Here is a 19,870-nt window from a genome sequence, read left to right as displayed (position 1 = left end):
TAATGGCTATGGATAAACGGTTAAAAAAACATAAAATTACTATTCATTTTTTCGAAAACATTTCTATCTGCATGGCTGCTGGATTTGTAGGAAACTGAAAAAAAGTTTTAATCAAAACATCAAAATCTTGTTGCAATATTCCGGATATGTAATACAATATATAGTAGTTGATGGGGATTTATATCAACTACATGTATTTTATACAATGATTTAAGTTTATTCGGGGGTGTTATATGTCAACATTATTAGCCAAGGAATTTAATAGCGATGTTCAGAATGACAAGCTTATTGACTATACATTGATCAGGCATATGCTTCGCTCTATCGGCAACAATCACTGGTCAGTATCCAAGGCCATGGATGAATACGATGTTCCTACAGAGCAGCGCGAGATATATATGGAGACAATCGCTGACAAGTTTTTTGTCAGTTAAACGTATCCCATTTCACATTAAGCAAAAATGGACAGATGCTTTGGCATTTGTCCATTTTTGTTTACTTCTTTATTCTCTACTTAACTATAACCTTACAGGTTGCTTTCTTTTTGCCATCCTTTGTAGTGACGGTAATTATGCATTTACCTTTCTTTTTAGCTTTTATAACACCTTTTTTTGTTATCTTCGCTATCTTGGCATTGCTGCTCTTCCACACTAAAGATGTATTCTTTGCACTTACAGGCTTTATTGTAACTACAAGCTTAAATTTCTTTCCTTTATTAAGTGTAACCTTTTTCTTATTAAGCTTAAGTGATTTTACTGCTGAGTTACCGGTCACTGTTACATAACAGGTATCCTTATGCTTTCCGTCAGAAGATGATACTGTGATTTTACATGTTCCCGGTGATATTCCCTTAACCTTACCTGAGGAACTGACAGTGGCTATATCCTTATCGCTGCTCTCCCATTCTATATTAGAGGATGCCTTGGTAGGATTTACCTTCACCGTCAAGTTACTGCTATTGCCGGTCTTTATGGAAAGCTTTTCTTTTTCAAGCTTAACGGATTTTATCTGATTAGCAGAACCTACATCTCCGGTATCGTAGCTGACAGAGCTCATGGGATATGTTCCATAAAAATCATTTCCTGCATACTGAGCCCATCTTGTATGATTAGGGAAATCGGAATCACATTTCATAAAATAAGTGTACTGATCCTTTGATTTTCCTGCATCCCAGGTTGAGTCCACATTATAATAAAGGCCATTTACTCTTACTATATTCCATCCATGCTGACCATTATTTGTATTGCCCGCAATCATTCTGCAGCCAACACCCTGATCGTTTAATAATCTGTATACAAGCAATGCATATCCCTGACAAACCGCACTGTTTTCTATAGCTGCCGCATAACAGGTATACTTCATTTGTGAGTTTCCGTAATTATACTTTACGTTATTGCAAATATACTCATATACAGAAAGTATTTTATCGTACTCATTTTTCCCTGATAGTTTCAGATTATTAGAAATTTGCTTAACCTTTGCAGTAACAGATTGCTCCTGCGCCGCAGAAGTATAATATGTCATTGTATAGGAAAAGGTACCCATCGTATTGCCGTTTGAATAGCTATATCCAACCTGCATTCCTCTTCCGCTGTATCCCCACTTTAAGTAATCGCCTTCATCTCCTTTACCTGTGTGTTCCAGTGCCAGACTAAATATATTATCTGCGATGTTTACGAGATCTGAACCGGTATATGAAGTACCGGGAAACGAATAATTAATATAAATATTTTTAGTTTTAATTTTTAGTGCTGCTCGAAGCATGGTTGCAGCCTCATCCACAGATGTTACTTTATTTTCAGCTTTTACCACCTGAGCCATACTAACCTCGAGCGGAGGTCCATGATAAATATCCTCAGCCGAAATAAAGCCCTCATAGAGTGGATTAACCTGATAAAAAGCTTCCGTTACAGGTATATATTGTTCAGCTTCAGTGAAACTGCTATTTGCACGGGAAATCAGAGTTCCGGAACCGGAAACCCAAAATAAAATCATAGCTGTCATCAATGCAGCTAGTCTTCTCATTGTACCCCTCATACAAAAATACTTCATAAAAAACCCTCAATAACAAGAAAAATGTTACTGAGGGTATTATAACATATATGCATTTACTGCTGCAAAGCTTCAACTATTGTAGGTAAAAGCTGCTTCTTTCTGGAGACAACACCCTTAAGAAGTGCTAGATGATCACTCCCTGCTGTTACATGGAAACCTGCATCTATGATACTCTCTGCCTTGTTGCCCTCAAAGGCAACAATGGAAGATTCGGTAATAATATTAGTCATCATAAAGAAAATCATATCAAGTCCGTCGCTTACCATAATCTCTCCAAGTTCAGGAAGAACCTTTTCCTTAATCTCCGCAAGCTCTTCAGCACTCATGGAATTAACCTGACCAATTCCGATGGTCTTATCTTCAACTGTAAATTTCTTGAAATCCTGATGCACTATCTGTTTAGGTGTTTTACTTCCCATGTTTGAGCCTGCACGGAACATCTCCCTTGCAAAATCCTCCACATTTATCTGCGCGATAGATGCCAGTTCCTCACCTGCCTTTTTATCTATTTCAGTGCAGGTAGGTGATCTGTACATGAGTGTATCAGAAATTATTGCAGACAGCATAAGTGATGCTGTAGTCTTATCAACCTCAACTCCCGCTTCCTTATACATTGAATAGATTATTGTACAGGATGAACCAAGTGGTTGATTCCTGAAAAATACGGGATTAGCTGTTTCAATAGATGACCCAAGCCTGTGATGATCAATAATTTCAAGGATCTCAGCATTCTCAGCGCCATCTACAGTCTGACTCTTTTCGTTATGATCAACCAAAATCAGTTGTTTCTTCATGGCTCCAAGTAAATTACGGCGTGATATCATTCCCACAAAGTTATCTTCCTCGTCAAGAACAGGAAAATATCTGTGTCTTACCTGTGCCATAGTCTGCTGAATATCCTCGATAAAGTCATTGGTATGGAATGTAATAAGGTGCTCTTTTTTCATGATAGATCCCACAGGGGCACTCTCATTTATGAGCCTCGCTACTGTGAATGTGTCATAAGGAGTTGTTATTATCCTGCAGCCTCTCTCCTCTGCCAGCTTCTGAATCGTATTAGTAACCTTAGCTTCAATACAAACAACAATACATGCAGCCTTATTCTCAATCGCAACCAGCTGAGTTTCATATCTGTTACCGCAGATAACAATATCTCCGGGACAAATAATCTCTTCCATGATCTCAGGAGATGCAGTAGCAATAAGTACCTTTCCCGAAGTAATCTGCTCAGACATATCACCAACGAGCATCTTGCCATCAAGAGTATCAACTATATTGCCATAATATGTTTTTGTCTCAGACAGGATAGTAGCATCATGAACATCCATGCAGGTCTCCATGATATCATTTGTAGTAATAAGTCCTGTAAGCTTACCGTTTTGGGTAACGCACAAGGTAACTACATTCTCTTCCTTCATTCTCTCCCATGCACGCTTAAGAGAAATATGATCATCCTCTGCACGAAGATCTCTTATTTCCATATCGCATACCTGAGTCCTGACATCCTTCGTATATTTTGGAGGCTGAATTCCAAATCTGCCAAGTACAAACTGTGTTTCCTCGTTAAGATGTCCGCAACGTCTCGGCTCGCATACTGTCTCGCCGGCAATCTTATTTTTTAAGTTGGCATAACAAATTGCAGCACAGATGGAATCTGTATCCGGATTCTTATGCCCTATAACATATATTGGTCTCTTGCCCATATCATTCTCCTGATATAAATCACAAACATTTTTTCTAAATAAGTGTATATGTTATCACAATTAAAACTATAACAAAACCATTTTAACGCATTTAGCAAAAATATCCCACCAAAAACGATAACAGTAAAAAGACTCAAATTGTATTTATTGCTCGAACTGACTCTCGTAGAGCTTGCGATAAAAGCCATTTTCGTCAAGTAGTGACTTATGATTTCCCTGCTCTATTATATGGCCATCCTTCATAACAAGAATCCTGTCTGCCTCTTTTATGGTCGACAATCTGTGAGCTACTATAAAGCTTGTTCTGCCTTCCATCATTTTCCGGAAAGCTCTCTGGATCTTCATCTCTGTTCTTGTATCAATTGAACTTGTTGCCTCATCAAGAATAAGCATGGGAGGCACATCCAGCATAATTCTCGTAATGCACAAAAGCTGTTTTTGTCCCTGTGACAGCATTCCGCCATCCTCACCTATTACAGTTTCATAACCATCAGGGAGCTTTTTAATGAAGCTATGAGCATGAGATTTTTTTGCAGCCTCGATTATCTGTTCATCAGTAAAGCCGGCTCTACCCAAAGTGATATTCTCTTTTATGGTTCCCGCGCGAAGCCAGGTCTCCTGAAGCACCATGCCATAGTTACTTCTAAGATTTTGTCTTCTCCAATCTCTTATGTCATGTCCTTCAACACTGATCCGGCCCTTATCAACATCATAGAAACGCATCAGCAGATTGATGATTGTTGTCTTTCCGCTACCGGTAGGTCCGACTATGGCAATCCTTTGGCCTTCACTGACTGATAGGTTCAAATCCTTAATAAGTTCCTTATCCTTGTCATATGAAAAATCAACATCCCTGATCTCAACATTTCCATTTACTGAGGAAATAACGGGGGCATTATTGTTGTCAGGTGTTTCAGGTTTCTCATCAATAAAATCAAATACTCTTCTTGCACAGGCAAGAGCATTTTGAAGTTCTGTTACAACTCCCGATATCTCATTGAAGGGCTTTGTATACTGCGTGGCATAGCTCAAGAAAATCGTAAGCTCTCCGACGCTCATTTTGCCGCTTATACACTCAAATGCACCAAACAGAGCAACAAAGGCATATACCGTATTGTTTACAACTCTGGTGCTGGGATTTGTAAGTGATGAGAAAAATGTAGCTTTAAGACTTGTTGATGCAAGTCTGTCATTTATTTTGTCAAAAAGTTCCTGATTTTCATCCTCATGTCCAAAGGCTTTAACCACCTTAAGATTACCTATCATCTCGTCTATAAGTGCAGTCTGGTCTGCTCTTGATTCAGATTGCTGTTTAAAAAGCGTATAGGATTTTGTGGCTATAAATTTTGCAACAAAAAGCGATATGGGAGTAAGTATCACAACCATCGCAGCAATCTTCCACTGCAGATAGAACATGAAAACAAGCGTTCCAAGTATAGTGACAATCCCTGTAAATAGCTGGGTGAATCCCATAAGAAGTCCGTCAGCAAACTGGTCTACATCAGCGATTATCCTACTCACTACCTCGCCCTGTGGATGTGAATCAAGATATTCAAAAGGAAGTATCTGCAGCTTATCAAAAGCATCCTTCCTTACATCTCTCACAACGCCGAATGTGATCTTGTTATTAACTCCGTACATAAACCACTGGCAAAGTGCCGACACAAGCACTACTATGCCCATTCGGATAAGCAGTTTTTTTACAAGTTCAAAATCAACATTGCCTTTTCCAAAAATACAATCAACTACATTACCTGCTATAATTGGTGCATAAAGAGCCAGAATCGCGGAAACAACAGCAAAGCTGATTGACAAAAAAATAAGTATCCTGTAGGCCGAAGCATATTTTAAAACTCTTTTAAGCTCACTCATTTACAGCCTCCTTTCCAAACTGAGACTCAAAGATTTCTCTATAAGTCTCACTCTTTTCAAGAAGCTGTTCATGTGTACCTATTCCATCCACTTTACCATCATCAAGTACTATTATTTTATCGCAAAATCTTACAGAGGCTGCCCTCTGTGAAACAATAAAGGTAACAGGCTTATATGGGAGCTCTGATATTGCCTTCCTCAGATTTTTGTCTGTCATATTATCCAAAGCTGATGAGCTGTCATCCAGTATGAGAACCTCCGGTCTCTTAACAAGGGCTCTAGCGATTGTAAGTCGCTGCTTCTGACCACCTGAAAAATTGCGGCCTGATTGAGTTACCATTGCTGATAATTCGCCCTTCTTTTCCTTAACAACCTCTAAAGCCTGTGCTGTTTTTACAGCTTCCATAATCTCTTCATCAGAAGCATTTTTATTGCCCCACTTTAAATTATCACGAATAGTTCCCTTAAATAGAGCAGCCTTCTGTGGAACAATTCCGATTACATCTCTCAGGGATTCAGTTGTATACTCTCTGACATCCCTTCCCTTGAACATAACTGTTCCATGGGAGACATCATAAAATCTCGGAATCAGATTTATCAAAGTAGTTTTTCCGGAGCCGGTACCACCGATAATGCCGATAGCTTCACCTTTCTTTGCATAAAAAGATACACCTTCAAGTGAGTCCTCGCTATCACCGACATATCTCATACATACATTTTCAAAGGTTATCACGGCTTCATCTTCATCACATGTAGCCTTCCTTGCATCCAGCTTTCCGTCAATCATAGAGCTCTTTTCCTCCAGCATAAGCTGAAGTCTGTTGCCGCATGCAAAAGATCTTGTAATATTCATGATAAGATTTGCCAGTTTTACAAGCTCAACAAGTATCTGAGACATATAATTATAGAGGGCAACAACGGCTCCTGTTGTAAGAAGTCCCGTGTACACCTTGTCTGCACCTGTCTTCAACAGAATAATTATTGCAAAATTAAGTATAACGTAGGTTACAGGATTCATAAGGGCTGAAATCCTGCCAACATATTCCTGAAGTCCTGTAAGTTTCTCATTTCTGAAGTTAAAGTTTTCTGCCTCAGACTTTTCAAGGCCAAAGGCTCTTATCACTCTCACACCTGACAGGTTCTCCCTTGTAAGTCCAAGTACCTTGTCCAAAAGCTCCTGAATATTTTTGTATCTGGGTATCCCCCAAAGCATTATTCCAAATACCACAACCGATAAAACTGCTATAGTTACGACAAATATCAGTGCCTGATGAAAATCAATGGTAAATGCCATAATCATGGCACCAAATACAACAAAAGGAGATCTCAACAGTAATCTTAAAGTAAGATTAATTCCTTGCTGTACCTGGTTTATGTCACTTGTCATTCTGGTGATAAGTGTTGTTGTCCCCATCGTGTCAATCTGATCATATGATAAATTCTGGATATTTCTGAACAGGTCTTTTTTGACAGCAGCTGCAAAATAAGCTGAAGCCTTTGCAGCAAAATACTGCGCAGTCACAGCACAGGCATAGCCGATAATTGCAAGTAATATCAATACCATGCTCATTTTAATTACATAAGGCTTATCGCTGTTTTTTATTCCATTATCAATTATCGCTGCAACAACCAGTGGAACAATCAGTTCAAAAGTTGCTTCAAGCAATTTGAAAAGCGGTCCCAAGACCGCTTCCAAAGAATACATTTTTAAATATTTAAGTAGCTTTATCATGTGTAAATTCTAAGTCCTTTCGGATAATGATTTTTTAAAACACCACCGGCATATTTTGCCCATCCAAGACTGTAGCCGTATGCTGTCATAAGGTACCAACCCTTTGTCAGATCAGGAATTCTAAAGCTCATGCCTCCAATAAATTCCATGGCCTTCCGGGAGTTTTTCTCCTTATCATCGTTATCAGCGTCATCCACCAGTTCATAGCTGTAATTTACATCTTCTTTTGAAAGCGTGAGTGCAAGTGAATGAGAGGGCTCAAATCTGTTATTTTTCACAGTCCCAAGGTGAAGCCCCGGCCTCATGACAGTTATTCCTCCAATGCCCGGCATTCCTTCAGGTGCAAGATAGAGTTGGTCTCCCATCATAAAGGGTGTTCCCTTTAGTTTTTTACCCTTATCAGATAAAAATCCGTCTGCAAATTCAGAAAACAGCTTAAGCTCTGCTTTTCCTGCCTCTCGTATTCTGCCATTAATTCCATATAGCTTTGTGCCTTTGGTAATTTCTCCCTCTTTCTCAAATACCGCAAAAAAGTGGCCTTCACCCTTTACCTTATGAGGCCACAATCTGCCTGAGCAAATTTTTATATCATCTGAAATATATTGAGGGAGATTGTCAACAAATTCCTTATCCTCGATAAGATTCTCACAATTTAGCAAAACCTTTTTTAGGTTTTCTATATCACCGCTGACCATATCTTCAAACAGATCAACTTTAACCGGCTTAAGTCCCATAGACAAAAGCTTTGCAGCCTGGTACTCATCCTCTTCCGGAGCAAAGGTGCAGGTAGAATAAACAAGTCTGCCACCGGGCGCCAGCATCTTAACGGCATCCTTCAAAATATCTGTCTGCCTTTTAGAGCATAAGCTCACATTTTCAGTGCTCCAGTTTTCTATAGCCTCATCATTTTTCCTAAACATTCCCTCACCGGAGCAGGGGGCATCCACAAGTATCTTATCAAAATAGCCTTCAAATATTTCTGAAAGTTTTCCCGGCTCCATATTGGTTACAAGAGCATTGGCAACTGCACATCTCTCCATATTAAGAGAAAGTATCTGAGCTCTCTTTTTGTCAATTTCATTAGAAACAAGTATTCCTTCACCCTTCATATATGAAGCAATCTGAGTACTCTTGCCTCCCGGTGCTGCACACAGATCAAGTATTTTTTCACCCGGTGCCGGCGCAAGATAATGTACAGGTGACATGGCACTTGGCTCCTGAATATAATACGCTCCTGCTTCATGAAGCGGATGTTTTCCGGGGTATCCTTCTGTATATATATATCCGTAAGGCTCCCATTTTATATCAGTTGTAAACCTTGTTCCATCATCTGAAAGAACTGTCCTGGCATCTTTATTACCATCCGTGTTTCTCTTTAGAGAATTTATTCTAAGCGATGTGATTTTTTCATTTGAAAGTGAACTTATAAAATCATCATACTCATCCCCGAGAATTATTTTAATTCTATTTAAAAACTCGTTATCAAAGTTCATCTTTATGCTCTTTTAAATATTTTTTTATTCCTTTGAAGGTTTCAGGACTAATAATATGTTCTATCCTGCATGCGTCATTTTCCGCAATATCTTCACCTACTCCGGCTGTTAGCATAAGAAATTTAGTCAGATTCTTATGCCTGTCATATACGCTCTTAGCTTTCTTCAAGCCCTCTTCGGTAAGCTCAAGAGCTCCATCAGAGCTAACAGTTAAAAATCCGTCGTCCTTCAAAATACCAACCGCTCGTGATACGCTTGGTCTGGAAAAACCCAACTCGTTAGCAACATCTATCGACCTGACATAGCCTCTTTTCTTTTTTAAGAGGTATATTGTTTCAATATAATCTTCACCCGATTCCTGCATAACTCCTCCTTACTATAAAATAATAAGATTTTTTATCTCTTTATTTTGAATTTTATACTACTTAATTGATTATATATATTCTTTTGGCAAAGGTCTATAAATATTCTTAAAATACTAAAATATTAGTGAGTGTACACTGATCTCCCGTAAGTGCCAAAAGCACATTTTTATCTTCAGGAGGAATTATTGTTGTGCACTTGACTGATATCCCTGCATTTTTTGTAGACATGATAATCCGGTTTTTCTTTCTTCCAAACAAAACCTCACATTCAAACCCTTTTTTATTCTTTGCTTTCCAGTTATCCCATCCGCAAAATTCATCATCCTTATAAACTTCAAGTTCATTTTCCGCAATCTTCTCTTTGGTTGCATCCTCTCCGTCAATTCGTATACATGCATATTCCTTATAATTTACTCCATCCTGCTTTTCGTCATCAGCAGAAAACAACAAAATATAAGCACAATGCCAGATAAGATTTGCTGTAGGAAGACTTCTTGTGTAAAATCTAAGCTTCATTCCATCGTGTACCGGAATCGCCTTTGACGCAGAGGCTCTGTATCCGTTTATCTGCACATTAGGGATATCACCTTCCAGTTGATTTATATAGTTTTTCTCCTCTGCTATCCTGGGAATATAGTTATCATCAACTGTTTCGTCATTAACCTCCACTTTTACATTGAAGATTGTGCAATGTTCACCCGTGATGCCTATATATGCATACCGTACAGCATCCTGAAGCGCTACTATCACATCAACCTTCTTATCAGCATTTCTTATCCTGATCCGAACGTGATCCTTAACTCTTACAGCTTCTATCTCGCAGATCTGCGATGCAGCACCTGCATCAGTTATATCCGTTTTTATATTCCTGGCTGCCGTACTTATTGTTTTTCCGTCAAGCCAGATTTCAGCATATTCAAGATAATTAAGAATTCTGATATTTCTGTCATCCTTGTGAACGCAGCTATCAAACGAATCAAACAGAATAATCGAAGGCATTGATATTTTTTCATCAAAACCGGTATCTGATTTTATGTTAAAAGATATCTTGGTCATATGATCTGTTATATGAACGCCATCCGTAATATTATCCTTATACTCTTCGAAATGCATGCTTTTAATCTTAGTAAGATCATAATGATCAATACTATTACCGTCATCATCCTCCTCTCTCATAAGATAAGAGGTGTCTTTGTCAATCATATTAACCATGATTTCCGCATACTTCGGATCAAGACTGTTTCCTGAGTCTTTAAGTATTTCTTCTCTTACAGTACTTTGAGGGAGTGGCTCACGATAGCTCATGTTGGACGTAAGCTCATCATATCTGTCAGCAACAGCTATTACTCTTGCAATATCAGGTATTTCATCAGACACCAGTCCACTTGGATAGCCTTTTCCATCATATCTTTCATGATGAAATTTCGCGCCAATGCTCAAAAAAGGAAATTCAGATATTGTTGAAAGAATCTTGTCCCCTATTCGTGTATGTTCTTTCATTATCTCATCCTCTTCCTTGGAAAGCCCCATATCCTTTTGTACAACTTCATCTTTTATACCAATTTTGCCGACGTCATGGACCAAAGCAGCGTAATAGACATCATTACACTTTTTTTCATCCATACCGGATAATCGGGCTATTTCTTTGGCATATTCAGCAACCCTTACTGAATGATTACATGTATTATTATCTTTCGCATCTATAGCTTCTACAAGCGATGTCACAGTCTGTTCAAACAGGTTTTTCATACTCTGCTGTTCATTTTTCAGCTGATTAACAACTATCTCATTTGCCTGTGCCACACGCTCATTCATATCAATAAGTGCAAAAATATAAAGGCCGATGACCATCGCAACAGCGGCCATATCCATAAGCGAGATTCCATATGCAATCAGCTGAATAAGTGATGCTAAAAGGCTGACAGCATCAAACAGAATTACAGATGTTGCAATTATCTTTCTGAATCTCTTTCTGTACTTGAACATCACCACAAGCTGTAGCATCAGAACAAGATACGGAAAAACATAGCTCACAGTGTAAAACCTGGATCTATGATAAGCATTATTCTCATCAAATGTATAATACAAACCTGTAAATTGTGATAGCACAACAAGGCATATTGCAATCACAGAGAGTGCTTCTGCTATCCTCAATGCCGTGGGTGTATGATCCATGCTGCCTTCATCGGATATAACATCCCCAATGTACAAACTTACCGATAAAAGGACAACATTTATAAAAGTAAAAACAAGGAAATTACTGATTTTAACCGCCCAATATCCTTCTATCCCCGGGACTCCATGATAAATATATGCTATTCTGTCAGCAGTAAGCCATATTGCCGAGCTAATCTGCATCATAAGAAGCGCAATTTTTCTGCTTTTTGACATAGTCTTGGATATAGCAGTAAAAAGCGCAATTATGGCACAGATGCTGGACAACCCGATCATCATATCTACTTGATGGTTTCGAAGAAAATCAAACATCCCCTTCTCCTTGTTATCCTAATATTTCTTCCATTTCATCCCAGTTAAATACTTTGAGATTTTTTGTCAGAGCTGCCACCTTATCATGATCATCCTTCGAAAGCTTATAGCCCTTTAACTCTCCAAGAATCATTTCAACTCCGTCATAATCCATCTGCGGAATAAGTTCCTTTAGAGCTTCATAGGCATCTGACAGCTCAGCATCCGTTATTTCCGGTTTATTGTCATCAGCAGAGTTTTCTTCTTTCTTGATATCAGCAAGACTAAGAAGAAATGCTCTGTATTCAAATAGCATCTCATCCGTATGAGCCCCGATGTACTCCAGATTTTTCTTATTTCCCGCATCTTCAAGAAGCTGACAATCGTTAGAGAGCTTCATCGCTCCTATTATTCTTGCGGATGATTTAAGTGAATGAACCTTAACCGTATAAAGTCTGATATCGCCATCTTTATAAGCTTTTTCTATAGTTTCAGCATTAGACTCAATAGTGTCATAGAAAAGCTCTATGGAAGAAATATAGGCTAAGGCTCCTCCGGAATTCTTAACACCTTCCTCAACAGAGATTCCGTCGATATTATAGAGCCACTTCATATCCTCACTTATCTCGGTTTTCTCTACAACCGCATCTGTTACAGCTGGCTTCATAAGAATGTTTTCAGGTAAATGACTCATTATAGCGCGTTCAACCTGTACTGAATCTATAGGTTTTGACAGATAGCCGTTAAATCCCTTAGATTTATAGAAATCATCTCCGGCTGTACTATTAGCTGTAAGAGCATATACCGGTAAATCCGGATAATCCTCACGGATCTCAGCCAAGGTTTCTATCCCGTCCATTCCCGGCATCATATGGTCAAGCAGGACCACATTAAAGCTTCCTGTTTTAAGTTTCTCAAGGCATTCTTCGCCGCTCTGAGCTGTGGTAACAAATACCTTTGTAGGCTTCAATAATCCCTTAATAACGGCAAGGTTCATAGGATTGTCATCCACAACAAGTATATCTGCATCTGGTGCTATAAACTGCGGGACATATGGTCCTATCGCCGCATTGTCATCCTCCTCTGTAAATCTTCCTATAGGTGTTTTGTCTATTACTTTTTGCGAAAGTGTAAATATAAATTCACTTCCCTCACCATAAACACTCTCACACCAAAGATTACCATTCATAAGCTCAGCAAACTGACGTGATATATCAAGACCAAGTCCTGTTCCCTGAATAGCACTATTCTTTTCCTCATCAAGTCTTTCATATGCTGTGAACAGCTTATCAAGATCCTCTGTTTTAACTCCTATACCTGTATCTTTTACAGATATTCTAAGTGCACAGGAAAGATCATTTAAGTTTTCTATTGTAGCTTTAAGTGTAAAACCTCCCTCATCAGTATACTTAACAGCATTGGTCAGCAGATTAAGGATTATTTGTTTTATTTTTACATCATCACCATATAGTCTCTGTGGGATATTCCGGTCAATTTCAACATCAAAGTAGAGATTTTTTGCATCGCTTCTAACCCTTATCATAGTTATAACGGCACGGAGCATGTCTTTAACATCATATTCCTGCTCTACCAGATGCATTTTACCTGATTCAATTTTTGATATATCAAGAACATCATTTATAAGACCAAGAAGAGATTCAGTCGCATACTTGATATCGGCCGCATAGTTTATGATAGACAAAAAATACCCCTTGGGAACTCCTGTTGCATTCTCACGCAGGATCATCTCATCCATTCCAAGGATAGTGTTTATAGGTGTCCTTATCTCATGCGACATGTTTGCCAAAAAGCGCGATTTCGCCATATTGGCTCGTTCAGCTTCATCCCTTGCATCCTGAATTTCAATATATTGTTTTCTGATGATAGTCCCCTTCATCACACGCCATACTATAAGCCCAGATAGCGCAATAAGAATGGCCACAACTATAGCTCTAAAAAAGCTAAGCTCCGCCAATCTGGGTTCTTTTCGAATGTTATATTGAGAATCAGACAAAACACTGCCATTAACTCTGTTCAGTACCTGGATATGAAGAGTGTAATCTCCGTAATTTAGTCCTGTGTATTCCAGCGCGGTAAGTTTATCCTTCTGAGCGGTTATTCCTTCGTCTCCCGCATCATCAAGGTAGACATGCACAGTCGGATTTGAGAACGTATAATCAAGAATCGAAGCAAGGATACTTAGACGATTACAGTTTGCAGGAATGACATATGTTCCGGTTTCGTCAGGTAAAACAGATTCACCATCACATAATACTGCAGCCGGACAGGTCTTTATATCAGGCATCTCATCAATAAAAGCTCCCACGTCAACCTTGCATACACCGGTCTGCCCTGCTATATACAGTTTTTTATCATCAAAACAGCTTCGTCCATTTGCAATAGGAATGCTTGTGAGTCCGTTGGAAAGCGTAAACAACCGGTATTCTTTAATATTATCATTCAAAAAGTCTTTCTTACTGACTACGTACAATCCCTGTGCAGACGTAATCTGGAGATTACCTATTGAATCGTTGAATACTTCGTAGTTGTTATTATCAGGAAAAGTAGTAACATTTTTTAATACTCCATCCTTCATGTACATGATGGAATTGGAAGTCGTAATGTAGTAAATGTCTTCCTCTTCATCCTTCTTAATTCTTTTAATAACATCACTTGTCAGATTGCTGTCAGTATCCGTATCAATTTTTGATATGGATTCCCCATCGATCACATATATGCCATCGCCGTCTGATCCCGCATATATCTTCCCATCATCTCCTTCGCAGAGCGTAATGATCACACCATTCTTCATGCCCTGCTCCTGGCCGATAGTTTTAACAACTTTACCGTCCTTTATGTAAGCTATCCCACCATTGGTTGCTGCAACAACAGTTCCATCACTAAGCTCATAGGTACATCTAATCTCATTATCAGGCATTCCGGCCTTGGTTGTGAAATCTGTAATTGTGCCATCACTGCCGGCACAAACAAGTCCCCTGATATCCGAAAAGGTTGAAATCCACAAATTACCCTTACTGTCTTCCATCAGGCAGCGAACCCGGCTTTGTCCTATGTGGTAAACTATGTCATTCCTCATACTTATCTGATTTGCGCCGATAAGTAAGAGGCCATTATCTGTACCTATATATAAGCCGCCTTTGTGAATACACAATGCATTTATCAGCTGATCCGGAATTTTGCATGCTTTTGTATAGTTAAGGAAATTATTGAATACGAGTTTTATTGCACCATATTTAGAAGACGCAACCCATAGATTCCCCTGATAATCAGAAGTCATCATCTCCATACCTGTAATATCAGAGAGATTATCCAGTACTGTCAGATGATTTTTTTCATCCAGATAGCCCAATTTTGACTCAGAAGAAATCAAAACTCTGTCAAAATTGTAGGACATCCAGTGAATATTTTTGATTGGTGCAACTACTATTTTTTTCATATCAATGGCACCCTCACCAAAATTGCCATAATATAAATAATTCTGGTCTGTGCCGTAGTAAATCTTCCCGGTTTCCTTAGGATCTACAAGAATAGTTGTTATTTTCCCTGTTCCGAGCTCTTTACTGGTAAATAATCTTGAAATACCGTTTTCTCCAAGCAGGAAAACACACCCATCCTTGGTATGTCCGTATATATGCCCTTCGGAATCCGCTTCAAGCTTAAGAATTCTCTGTCCATTTATTCTGCTGTCATCAATGTTGTGATATCTGAATTTTTTATCGAGATAGCCTAGTCCATCAGTTGAGCCGATATAAATATTGCCATTACTATCCTCTGCAAACGCCCTGATGGAGGAAGACTTTAAGCCATCATCCTTCGTAAAATGAATATAGGTGTATCCATCTATAACAACAACGCCGTTGTCATCAGTTCCTACCCATATTCTTCCTTTACTATCCTCAAAAAATACTCTTGCCCCAGTAAAGCCAAGTGAAACAGGGAGTTTATCAAAGTTTTTGCCGTCATATTTTACAACACCGCTGTTCCCACCAATCCATACATATCCGTCACTCGAGCCAAATACACAATAAGCTTCAGATGAGGGCAATCCATTTGATACATCATACAGAACAGCCATATATCTTGCGCCTGATATCTGATCAGTTGCAGCATAACCTCCACCCAGGGATGTGAAGCTCTCATGCCTCGAAAAATCAATATTCTCAGCTGCATAGGCATAGAAAGGACAGCTGCCAAAAGTAGCAGCCAGAAATATGGTCAATATAGATTTTTTAACCCATCTCCACATCCTCATAATATGTCTAAGGCTCCTGGAATTTTCCAAAAATCTTTTTCACCTTTGCTTCGGCTTCAGTAAATACTTCAACGCATTTTGGATCAAATTTGGTTCCTGCATCATTTTTAAGTAATTCCATTGCGCGCTCTATCGAAATCGGCTCCATGTCGTCATAAGAAGTGGTAAGATCCTCAAAATGATCGATTACCGCCATTATTCTCGCTGAAAGAGGTATAACCTCTCCATGCAATCCCTCAGGATATCCGAGTCCGTCCCATCTCTCATGATGATAGGTAGCCATATTCCTCGCTTCCTTGAGGTAATTTTCACCCTCCACAGTACTAATAGCATTTTCAAGTATTTTCCTTCCTGCTTCAGTATGTCCTTTAAGTATTTCAGCCTCTTCATCTGTAAGCTTTCCTCGCTTTTTCAGAATTGCCTCAGGAATGTTTATCTTTCCAATATCATATAAAGGCGCAGATGTTTCTACGTCATACATATACTTATCACTTAGCTTTTCAGCATAATATCCTCTACGCTTAAGCTCATTTAACATCATTCGTACATAAGCATTAACTCTTTGATAATGTGTCTTGGAATCAAGGCCACGTCCGGCCATAATATCAGCAATAGTAATGATCAGACCTGACTGCATTTTCTTGTTTGAATTTGTCAACGACAATGCATTTCTCATCTGTTCTGTCGTCAGAGTGGTCATATTGCAAAGCGCTCTGTATAGTTTTTCAATTTCATCATTTGTTCTTATATCAAGCTTTTGTAACTTTTTAACGTTTTTCTCAAGCTGGTCCTGATCATCCATGGATTTCATGATAGAGTCCATGGACTTCTCCAGGCTTCCTATAGGATATACGAAATTATAAGCAGTGAAATAAAAACCAAATGCTAAAACAAGGATGAAAAAACCTGAAAAAATCAGAATAATTTTAACTAAATAATCTCTTACATAATTTACATAGTTCTCTATATAAATATCCGCTCCAACATAGTATGTAGTCGTATTACCGTCCTCATCGTAAAGCGGCTCATATGCGGTTACGAAATTGCCATATACGCTATCAACATTTATTACGCCTATTTTTTCGCCTTTAAGAAGTTTATCCTTGTACTTTAGGAATGCACCATCATATTCTTCTCTTTCTCCTACATATCCCTCTTGTTGAAAATTTTCGTCCGTATCAAAAACAGCATAACATGCATCCTCTGTAATTTTATAAATGTATAAATATGCGAGATCAGGAAAAGATTTTTTTATCTTGAGCAAAAAATCATTTATGCGGTTGTATTCCTCATCATTATATTTTCTTACCTCTTCATTATCCTCCAAATACTTAGAAAAATTAGAAGTATTTATCGAATTAACGACAAAATCAGTAGTGTCCAGAACAAGGTTTTTACCTTCTTCAAGGGATGTATTGTAGATAATCCTGATATTCAAAATGCTGTATGTAATAGTTAAAACAAATGTAATGGAAATAAGCATCCCTGTGATTTTGATGCGGAAAGAATTATTTACATTTTTATTAAATGAATTGATTGTGGCTGATTCACTTTTCGAAAGAGGATTCTGTTTCCAGCTGCTATTCCAGATCCCATCTTTTAAATACTTGGGAACAGCATTATAAACAGCAAGCGCTATGATGACTGAAATGCCTTTGTCGATAAAGTTTATAACCAGGATCAAAAAGAAAGCAAAGACATAGTATAAAGTATTTTCGCCATCAGCCATAAGCCGTGCTGTATCCGCAACATATTCAAATTGAGGTTTACCGAGAAGCAGTATTTGAAAAACAACACCTAAGAATCCTGCAATCAGTGTTATTTCAAGAATAAACCAGGCAATATTTGTTTTTTTCTTATAGCGTTCGTTCTTAGAAAAGCTGGCAGAAATAAGTGCGATAATAACGCTTATAACGGTATAATAAACTGAGTCAGCGGAATTAATGCTACATATAAGGTTTGTGGCTACAGCAGTAATAATACCAGGAAAATATCCACCAACGAGCGCTATCAAAATAGTCCCCATGGTATCAAGATACAGAGGTATATTAAATGCTTTAGCTAAATAAGAACATGTAACATTAACTGATGAGCATATAATTATACATATAAAAGTATAAACTTTATATTTATCAACTTTTTTCATAGTTCATCCATACATCCGAAATGAAATCATAACTAGTAACATTATCATCTATATTCCGTTTATTTTCCATTAAAACAATTAAAAATTTGTATAAATATATAAAAAAACCGACATACAGCAAATATGTATGTCGGTTTAATTTTTCATTTTGTAGAAAATTACTTAGCGTAATCAGTTGCTCTACTCTCACGAATGATATTAACTTTGATCTGTCCGGGATATTCCATCTCGTTCTCAATCTTCTTGGCAATGTCTCTTGCCATCAATACCATATCGGAGTCGCTAACCTGTTCAGGAACAACCATTACTCTGACTTCTCTTCCGGCCTGAATAGCAAAAGAATGATCAACGCCCTTGAAGCTATTAGTGATCTCTTCAAGCTCCTTCAATCTGCTGGTATAAGTCTCAAGTGTCTCTCTTCTGGCACCCGGTCTTGCTGCGGAAATAGTATCTGCAGCCTGTACTATAACAGCTATGAGTGACTGAGGTTCTACATCACCATGATGGGCCTCAACTGCATTGATGACTGTCGGAGTTTCTTTATACTTCTTACATATATCAACACCAAGTGAAATATGTGAGCCTTCCATTTCATGATCGACAGCTTTACCGATATCATGTAAAAGACCTGCTCTCTTAGCTATGCGAACATCAAGTTCAAGTTCTGAAGCCATAAGCCCACAAAGCTGTGAAACTTCAACGGAATGTTTAAGTGCATTCTGTCCATAACTTGTACGGAAACGCATACGGCCAAGAAGTTTGATAATTTCAGGATGAAGTCCATGAACACCTGCTTCAAGTGCAGCGTTCTCACCTTCCTCCTTAATCTTATTGGCAACTTCCTTCTGAGCCTTTTCAACCATCTCTTCGATTCTGGCAGGATGGATACGGCCATCAACTATCAACTTCTCTAAAGCTATACGGGCTACTTCTCTTCTGATAGGATCAAAACCTGAAATAACAACTGCCTCCGGTGTATCATCAATTATCAAATCAACACCTGTCATTGTCTCAAGAGTTCTGATGTTTCTACCTTCACGTCCGATGATTCTACCCTTCATCTCATCATTGGGAAGCTGAACTACAGAAATTGTAGTTTCTGAAACATGATCTGCAGCACATCTCTGAATAGCATTTACAACTATCTCCTTGGCACGCTTATCTGCTTCTTCCTTAGCCTCTGCTTCCATGTTTTTGATCATGACAGCTGATTCATGCTTGACGTCATCTTCAACAATCTTCAAAAGATACTCTTTTGCCTGCTCGGAGGTTAAGCCTGAGATTTTCTCAAGTTCCTGTCTCCTTTGCTCATCAAGCCTTGCAACCTCTTGCGTTTTTTTGTTCAATGCATCTTCACGAGCATTTAAACCGGCCTCTTTCTTCTCAATTGCTTCTGATCTCTTTTCGACGTTCTCTTCTTTCTGCTGAACTCTGCGTTCTGAACGTTGAACCTCAGCTCTCCTATCCCTCACTTCTTTTTCAAGTTCGTTTCTTGCCTTCAGTGATTCTTCTTTTACTTCCAGGAGTTTTTCGCGCTTCGATTCATCGGCAGCTCTTACAGCATCGTCGATGATTTTTCTTGCCCTTTCCTCAGCTGTACCGATCTTCCCCTCATTCTCAGCATCAATTTTCTTTTGACGTGAGCTCATAACGAATACGGTTGCTGGTATCGAAACGACAAGAGTTGCTGCTATTGCTATTATAACTGGTAGCATACAGGAGCACCTCCTTATTTAATTTTCATTGTACGATATTTTGTATAAAA

General features: G+C 38.5%; 11 protein-coding genes. 1 reads left to right on the top strand and 10 read right to left on the bottom strand.

Annotated elements, in window-relative coordinates; all coding sequences use genetic code 11:
• Nucleotides 1-233: 233 nt before the first annotated feature.
• Nucleotides 234-434: a hypothetical protein gene (locus ACHCNF_RS01435; RefSeq protein WP_408071025.1), complete on the top strand. Its 201-nt coding sequence runs from the start codon at nucleotides 234-236 to the stop codon at nucleotides 432-434.
• A 76-nt stretch (nucleotides 435-510) separates the two neighbouring features.
• On the opposite strand, the gene ACHCNF_RS01430 is transcribed toward ACHCNF_RS01435, so the two are convergent.
• From ACHCNF_RS01430 to rny, 10 genes are all read right to left on the bottom strand, one after another.
• Entirely contained in the window at nucleotides 511-2,025 is a 1,515-nt protein-coding gene (locus tag ACHCNF_RS01430; RefSeq protein ID WP_408071024.1) for an Ig-like domain-containing protein, read from the bottom strand.
• 83 nt (nucleotides 2,026-2,108) lie between these two features.
• On the bottom strand, nucleotides 2,109-3,758 hold the full coding sequence (locus tag ACHCNF_RS01425) for a putative manganese-dependent inorganic diphosphatase (protein WP_408071023.1): 1,650 nt from the start codon (nucleotides 3,756-3,758) through the stop codon (nucleotides 2,109-2,111).
• Nucleotides 3,759-3,902: 144 nt separating this feature from the next.
• Nucleotides 3,903-5,630 (bottom strand): ABC transporter ATP-binding protein, encoded by a 1,728-nt coding sequence (locus tag ACHCNF_RS01420; protein ID WP_408071022.1) that lies wholly within the window; start codon nucleotides 5,628-5,630, stop codon nucleotides 3,903-3,905.
• Nucleotides 5,623-7,362, bottom strand: coding sequence for an ABC transporter ATP-binding protein (locus ACHCNF_RS01415; RefSeq protein WP_408071021.1), 1,740 nt, complete (start codon nucleotides 7,360-7,362; stop codon nucleotides 5,623-5,625). The genes ACHCNF_RS01420 and ACHCNF_RS01415 overlap by 8 nt, the downstream gene beginning before the upstream one ends.
• On the bottom strand, nucleotides 7,359-8,855 hold the full coding sequence (locus tag ACHCNF_RS01410; protein WP_408071020.1) for an RsmF rRNA methyltransferase first C-terminal domain-containing protein: 1,497 nt from the start codon (nucleotides 8,853-8,855) through the stop codon (nucleotides 7,359-7,361). The genes ACHCNF_RS01415 and ACHCNF_RS01410 overlap by 4 nt, the downstream gene beginning before the upstream one ends.
• The gene (locus ACHCNF_RS01405) at nucleotides 8,845-9,219 is read right to left on the bottom strand and encodes a metal-dependent transcriptional regulator (protein ID WP_408071019.1); all 375 of its coding nucleotides are present in this window, start codon (nucleotides 9,217-9,219) and stop codon (nucleotides 8,845-8,847) included. Before ACHCNF_RS01405 ends, ACHCNF_RS01410 begins: the two co-directional genes overlap by 11 nt.
• 106 nt (nucleotides 9,220-9,325) lie before the next feature.
• Nucleotides 9,326-11,707, bottom strand: a complete 2,382-nt coding sequence (locus tag ACHCNF_RS01400; protein ID WP_408071018.1) for an HD-GYP domain-containing protein — start codon at nucleotides 11,705-11,707, stop codon at nucleotides 9,326-9,328.
• Nucleotides 11,708-11,720: 13 nt separating this feature from the next.
• Nucleotides 11,721-15,959 carry a hybrid sensor histidine kinase/response regulator gene (locus tag ACHCNF_RS01395; protein WP_408071017.1) on the bottom strand — a complete coding sequence of 1,413 codons (4,239 nt, stop codon included), beginning with the start codon at nucleotides 15,957-15,959 and terminating at the stop codon, nucleotides 11,721-11,723.
• A gap of 7 nt (nucleotides 15,960-15,966) precedes the next feature.
• Entirely contained in the window at nucleotides 15,967-18,105 is a 2,139-nt protein-coding gene (locus tag ACHCNF_RS01390) for an HD domain-containing phosphohydrolase (protein WP_408071016.1), read from the bottom strand.
• Nucleotides 18,106-18,263: 158 nt separating this feature from the next.
• Complete coding sequence (gene rny / locus ACHCNF_RS01385) at nucleotides 18,264-19,820, bottom strand: ribonuclease Y (protein ID WP_408071015.1); 1,557 nt, start codon at nucleotides 19,818-19,820, stop codon at nucleotides 18,264-18,266.
• Nucleotides 19,821-19,870: the final 50 nt, after the last annotated feature.

The organism is Butyrivibrio sp. NATIVEDY162 (assembly GCF_045999815.1).
Taxonomy (GTDB): Bacteria; Bacillota; Clostridia; order Lachnospirales; family Lachnospiraceae; genus Butyrivibrio.
This window is presented reverse-complemented; position numbering and strand designations above follow the sequence as displayed.

Excerpts from the sequence above, each read along its gene's own strand:
- ACHCNF_RS01435 (WP_408071025.1), top strand. The coding sequence starts at position 234 with ATGTCAACATTATTAGCCAAGGAATTTAATAGCGATGTTCAGAATGAC.
- ACHCNF_RS01430 (WP_408071024.1), bottom strand. The coding sequence starts at position 2,025 with ATGAGAAGACTAGCTGCATTGATGACAGCTATGATTTTATTTTGGGTT.
- ACHCNF_RS01425 (WP_408071023.1), bottom strand. The coding sequence starts at position 3,758 with ATGGGCAAGAGACCAATATATGTTATAGGGCATAAGAATCCGGATACA.
- ACHCNF_RS01420 (WP_408071022.1), bottom strand. The coding sequence starts at position 5,630 with ATGAGTGAGCTTAAAAGAGTTTTAAAATATGCTTCGGCCTACAGGATA.
- ACHCNF_RS01415 (WP_408071021.1), bottom strand. The coding sequence starts at position 7,362 with ATGATAAAGCTACTTAAATATTTAAAAATGTATTCTTTGGAAGCGGTC.
- ACHCNF_RS01410 (WP_408071020.1), bottom strand. The coding sequence starts at position 8,855 with ATGAACTTTGATAACGAGTTTTTAAATAGAATTAAAATAATTCTCGGG.
- ACHCNF_RS01405 (WP_408071019.1), bottom strand. The coding sequence starts at position 9,219 with ATGCAGGAATCGGGTGAAGATTATATTGAAACAATATACCTCTTAAAA.
- ACHCNF_RS01400 (WP_408071018.1), bottom strand. The coding sequence starts at position 11,707 with ATGTTTGATTTTCTTCGAAACCATCAAGTAGATATGATGATCGGGTTG.
- ACHCNF_RS01395 (WP_408071017.1), bottom strand. The coding sequence starts at position 15,959 with ATGAGGATGTGGAGATGGGTTAAAAAATCTATATTGACCATATTTCTG.
- ACHCNF_RS01390 (WP_408071016.1), bottom strand. The coding sequence starts at position 18,105 with ATGAAAAAAGTTGATAAATATAAAGTTTATACTTTTATATGTATAATT.
- rny (WP_408071015.1), bottom strand. The coding sequence starts at position 19,820 with ATGCTACCAGTTATAATAGCAATAGCAGCAACTCTTGTCGTTTCGATA.